Source organism: Promicromonospora sp. NPDC060204 (genome assembly GCF_042728455.1).
Classification (GTDB): domain Bacteria; phylum Actinomycetota; class Actinomycetes; order Actinomycetales; family Cellulomonadaceae; genus Promicromonospora.
Genome location: NZ_JBHWZO010000371.1, coordinates 1 through 4645, shown reverse-complemented (window position 1 = coordinate 4645; position 4645 = coordinate 1). Strand labels below are relative to the sequence as shown.

Here is a 4645-nt window from a genome sequence, read left to right as displayed (position 1 = left end):
GCACAGGCCTGTGCCGACCTCGATGCAGACTGCCGACTCTGCGCGGCAAACTGCCGACTTCCCGGGATCAGCTCAGCGGACTGCCGACCTCCGAGCGTGGCGTCTGGGGACTGCCGACCTCGCAGCCCCTGACGCCGCAGCCCCATGACATCGGGGGAGAGGGCCGTCAGCCCTCCTCCTAGTTCCAGGGGAGGGCGTCCTCGAAGGACTGCCAGATCGAGTCGCGCACGTCCTCGGTCGTGTCCTGGACGCCCTGTTCGAGGTCGTCCTGGATCTGCTCGCGCTGTTCCTGCAGCGAGTCGCGCGCGTCCTGCGTGACCTGCTGCGCGTAGCCGACGACGCCCTGCACCGCGATCACGATGACCCACACCACGACGACCAGCCAGAACGGCCACGTGCGGCCGCCGCGGCGCGAGCGCACCGCGCGCACGAGATTGACGAGGGCGGCCGCGATGATGCCGAGCAGCGGGATCGACAGCTCGGCTATACGCGGCGCCCACTCCGGGTCGAGGCCCAGCGTCGCCACCGTGATGTCACCGAGTGCCGCGAACAGCGGCAGCTCGGCCGCGCTGGGCATCGCGTCGAAGCCCGGGATCAGGCGCACGAGCTGGTAGAGCGCGATGAGGAGCAGCACGCGCGGGATCCAGCCGAGGACCGTCGCCACGGCGCCCAGGCCGCCGCCGGAGCTCCGGTCGGCGCGGGCGTCCCGCTCGTCACGGGAATCCCGGCCGTCCCGCCGCGAGAGCCCGGCCGCGTCCGGCTGCACCGGACCCGTCGGCTGCTGCGGTGCGGGAGGCTGCTGCTGCACCGGCGGCCGGGGCTGCACCGGCGGTTGCACCGGCCCGGTCGGCCGCTGCACCGGCTGCGTCCCGGTCGTCCCGGGCTGCTGCGCCGGCGCGGGCGCCGTCCGGGCGGCCGTCGCCGCCGATCCCGGGCGGAACGACGGCGCGACCTGCGTCGCCTGCTGCGCGGCCTGCGTCACCCGGGGTCCGCTGCTGGTGTGCCGGCGGGGCGGGGTCGCGCCGGGGGTACCGGGCAGCGGGAGGCCGTGGCGCTGCCGGTAGGCGGCCCAGCCGTCGAACGTGTCGGAGTACCCCTCGGGGGTGAACGCCGGGGCCCACCGCATCGCGGCCCACAGGTAGTCCTTGATCTCGGCGGGCGCGCGCCCGCCGGCCCGCTGCGGCCCGACGGCGGCCAGGTACGTCGAGATGACCTCCTCGGCCGCGCCGTCGAACCCGTCTCCGTGCACCTGGTGCAGGCGGCCCATGAGCTGCTGGTCGTAGACCAGGTTGGTCATGGGCTCGCCCGGCTGCACGGGGTTGCTCGCGAGCACGCTGGTGGGCGCCACGGTGGCTGCCGCCGCGCTGCCCGTGAGCACCTCGGTGACCAGGCCGCGCTCGATCGTGGTGGCCCCCGCCGCGGCGAGCAGCGCCGGGTCGAGCCGGGCACTGTCCGTGGCGAGCTGGGCCACGGTGCGCGACAGGTTGTGCAGCGGCGGACGGTCCTCGGGCCGGTGCCGCGTCATGGCCAGGATCAGGGGCAGCAGCCGCTGGTCCACGGGACCGACGTCGGCCGCCGTCAGGTCGCGTCCCGCGAAGTTGAGGTCGTTGGGGAGCTGGCCCGTGGCGAGGAAGATCAGCAGGAGGCCCAGGCTGTAGACGTCGGAGCGGGCGTGCGGCTTGCGCACGAACAGCTCGGGCGCCATGTACGAGATGGTGCCCGCCGCGTGCGTCGACGTGGTGGTGCCGTGCCCCTTGGCGATGCCGAGGTCGATGAGCACGTACCGGTCGGGCGCGGCGATGATGTTGGCCGGCTTCACGTCCCGGTGCAGGAAGTGCTCCTCCTGGAGCACGGCGAGGGCGTCGAGCACGTCGTCGGCCACGCGCAGCACCTCGTGCACCGGCAGGGGGCCTTCCGCGGCCAGGCGCTGGGACAGCGTGGGACCCGGCACGAGCTCCATCGCGAACCACGGCGTGGGGGAGTCCAGGCCGGCCGCGACGAGCTGCGGGAACCCGCGTCCGGCGAGCCGCTCCAGCAGCGCGGCCTCGCCGACGAACCGGTCCAGCGAGCCCGACTCGGTGTTGGTCAGCACCTTGAGCGCCACCTCGCCGCCCGGGCCGGTGGCCCGGTACACGTGCGCGAACCCGCCGTGGCCGAGGGAGTCGCCGAGCTGGAACGGCCCGAGCACCTCGCCCGTCGCGGGGATGCGCGGCACGCCCCCGGGCACCCCGGAGCCGGTGTACCCGCCGCCGGTGTACCCGGCCCCGGTGTACCCGGCACCAGCACCGTGCCCGACGGCGCCCCCGGACGGCCCGGTCGGCAGCACCACCCGCGTGGCCGCGGTGGGCGGCGGGACGGTCCGTGTGGGCGCGGGCGGCGGCGGCACCGCCCGCGTGGACGGCGTCGGCACGACGGCGGTCTGGTCGCCACCCCCGACCGGCTGTCCGGCAGGGCGTGCGGCCGTCATGCGGGTGGTCTCGTCGGACAAGCAAGGACTCCTCAGCAGCGCACCGGAACTACCGGTTGGACGTGAGAAACGCTATCAGCGTCCTGCCGCCCACCGGGGTCGGTGTGCCCGACCCGTGACCTGACCCGCTCAGCCGTTCCCGCCGGGCAGGGCGTTCTCGAGCTGGTCGCCGATGCTCTCCTCGACGCTGTCCGTCGCGTTCTGCTGGGCGTCCTCGACGCTCTTGTCGATCTCCTGCTGCACCGAGTCCTTCGCGTCCTGCTTGGCGTCCTCGATCTCCTGGTCCACCGTGTCCTGGACGTCCTGCTTCACGTTCTCCGTGGCGTCCTGGGCGTAGCCGACGATGCCGCCGACGGCGAACACCACGATCCAGGCGACGATCGCCAGCCCGTACGGCCAGATGGCCAGCGACGTGTTCAGCGACCGGATCGTGTTGAACAGGCCCGCGAGCGCGATGCCGAGCACCGGGATGGTCATGTTCGCGGCCTGGTCCGACCACTCGGGGTTGAGGTTGAGCATGCCGAGCACGCCGTCGCCGATCCCGCGGAACAGCGGGAACTGCGAGACGTCGGGCATGACGTCGAACCCGGGGATCAGCCGGACCAGCTGGTACACGCTCAGCGCGAGCAGGATCCGCGGGATCCACGCCAGGACGGCGCCCGCCGTCGAGCCGCCCCCGCCGGAGTCGCTCTCGCGGCTGCGGCGCTGCGGCGTCGACTGGCCGGACTGCGGGCCGAAACCCTGCTCGAACGGGTTGGGCGGGCCTGCCTGCTGCCCCTGCTGCTGACCGGGGTAGCCGGCCTGCTGCCCGTAACCCTGCTGACCCGGCTGCCCGTAACCCTGCTGGCCGTACGCCTGCTGCCCGGCCTGGCCCGGCTGGCCGTACGCCACGGTCTGGCCGTACCCCTGCTGACCCTGCTGTTCGTAACCCTGCTGCCCGTAGCCGGGCTGTTGGCCGTAGCCGGGCTGCTGGCCGTACCCCTGCTGGCCCTGCCCGTAGCCGGGCTCACCCGGGTAGGCGCCGGGGGTCTGGACCTGCGTGGGCTGCTCGGTCTCGTAGGGCCGGTACGGCCGCGCGGGCGGCGGCGTCGCCGACCGGTAGTCGCGCTGCGCGCCCGCCGGGGGCAGGAGCTGCGTGGACTCGTCGACGGCGGAGGCGCCGCGCGGCGGGGGCAGCACCTGGGTCGACTCGTCGATGGGCGAGGCGCCGCGGGGTGGCGGCATGAGCTGGGTGGACTCGTCGATGGGCGAGGCGCCGCGGGGTGGCGGCATCAGCTGTGTCGACTCGTCGACCGGGGCGCCGCCCTGGTTTCCCGGGACCCGCTGACCGGGGCCACCGCCGGGTGCGAAGGCACTCATCCGCTGGGTCGCGTCATACGATGACGGGGCGCCGGGTTGCCCCGGACGAGCCGGTGGTCGCTGGATCTGCGTCGGGTCGGCCGCCGGAGGAATTCGGCGGGTGGGCTCGTCGGACACGCAAGGGCTCCTCGGTTGTGGTCCCGGTTTCGACACCTGTTTGCGCGAGAACCTACCAGGTGGGGTGAATGCCCCGTTGGGGTGGCCAGCGGGCCGATCATGGCCGACGCTTGCTCTCGGGGGCGAACCCACGCTATGCCGCCTGCCCAGGAACTTCGGAGGAAACGCATGAGCTCTGACACCGTGCCGCGCTGGCCTCGGATCGACGCGATCGTCCGTGAGGACGGCTCAGGCGAGGTGACGATCGACGGGACGTTCCACCCGATCGCCACCGGCAGCCTGGAGGAGGCACGGGTGGAGGTGTTGCGCCGGGTCACGGAGAACGCCGTACAGATCGGCCGGCCCGTGCGGGCCTCCGCGACCGGTCCGGAGGGGCTCTGGAACCTGATCGTGCACCCGGACGGGACGGTGGTGCCGGAGGAGGACGAGCTCGCGCCGGCGACGCCGCCGGCGCAGGCGCCGTCCGCCTCCCCGCTGCCCGAGCCGCTGCCGGAGCTCAGGCCCGAGCCCCTGCCCGAGCAGCTTCCCGAGCCGACGGCGGGTCCGGGGACGATCCCGGCCCCCGCGTTCGAGGGCGTGCCGGTCGCGGACCTGGCCCCGGGCGGCGACACCGCCGCCCCCGAGGTGTTCGAGCCCAAAGACACCGACACCGTTCCCCGCGCCCCCCCGGCCCCCGACGGGTCGGAAGGCCCCGGCCCCGCG

The 4645-nt window shown here is 74.2% G+C and carries 2 protein-coding genes and 1 pseudogene; 1 reads left to right on the top strand and 2 read right to left on the bottom strand.

Annotation, left to right across the window (positions count from 1 at the left end):
- Window positions 1-178: 178 nt before the first annotated feature.
- Together ACFWEJ_RS27395 and ACFWEJ_RS27390 are read right to left on the bottom strand one after the other, a co-directional pair.
- A complete protein-coding gene (locus tag ACFWEJ_RS27395; RefSeq protein WP_377232331.1) occupies window positions 179-2488 on the bottom strand; it encodes a serine/threonine-protein kinase in 2310 nt (769 codons plus the stop codon).
- 108 nt (window positions 2489-2596) lie between these two features.
- Entirely contained in the window at window positions 2597-3739 is a 1143-nt protein-coding gene (locus ACFWEJ_RS27390) for a hypothetical protein (RefSeq protein WP_377232330.1), read from the bottom strand.
- Between the two features lie 372 nt (window positions 3740-4111).
- Here ACFWEJ_RS27390 and ACFWEJ_RS27385 point away from each other — a divergent pair.
- Window positions 4112-4645 (top strand): annotated as a pseudogene (locus ACFWEJ_RS27385) (hypothetical protein); the annotation flags it as partial.

What these genes read in the sequence shown, in the direction of transcription:
- ACFWEJ_RS27390 (WP_377232330.1), bottom strand. Translation starts at nt 3,739, where the DNA reads ATGCCGCCACCCCGCGGCGCCTCGCCCATCGACGAGTCCACCCAGCTC.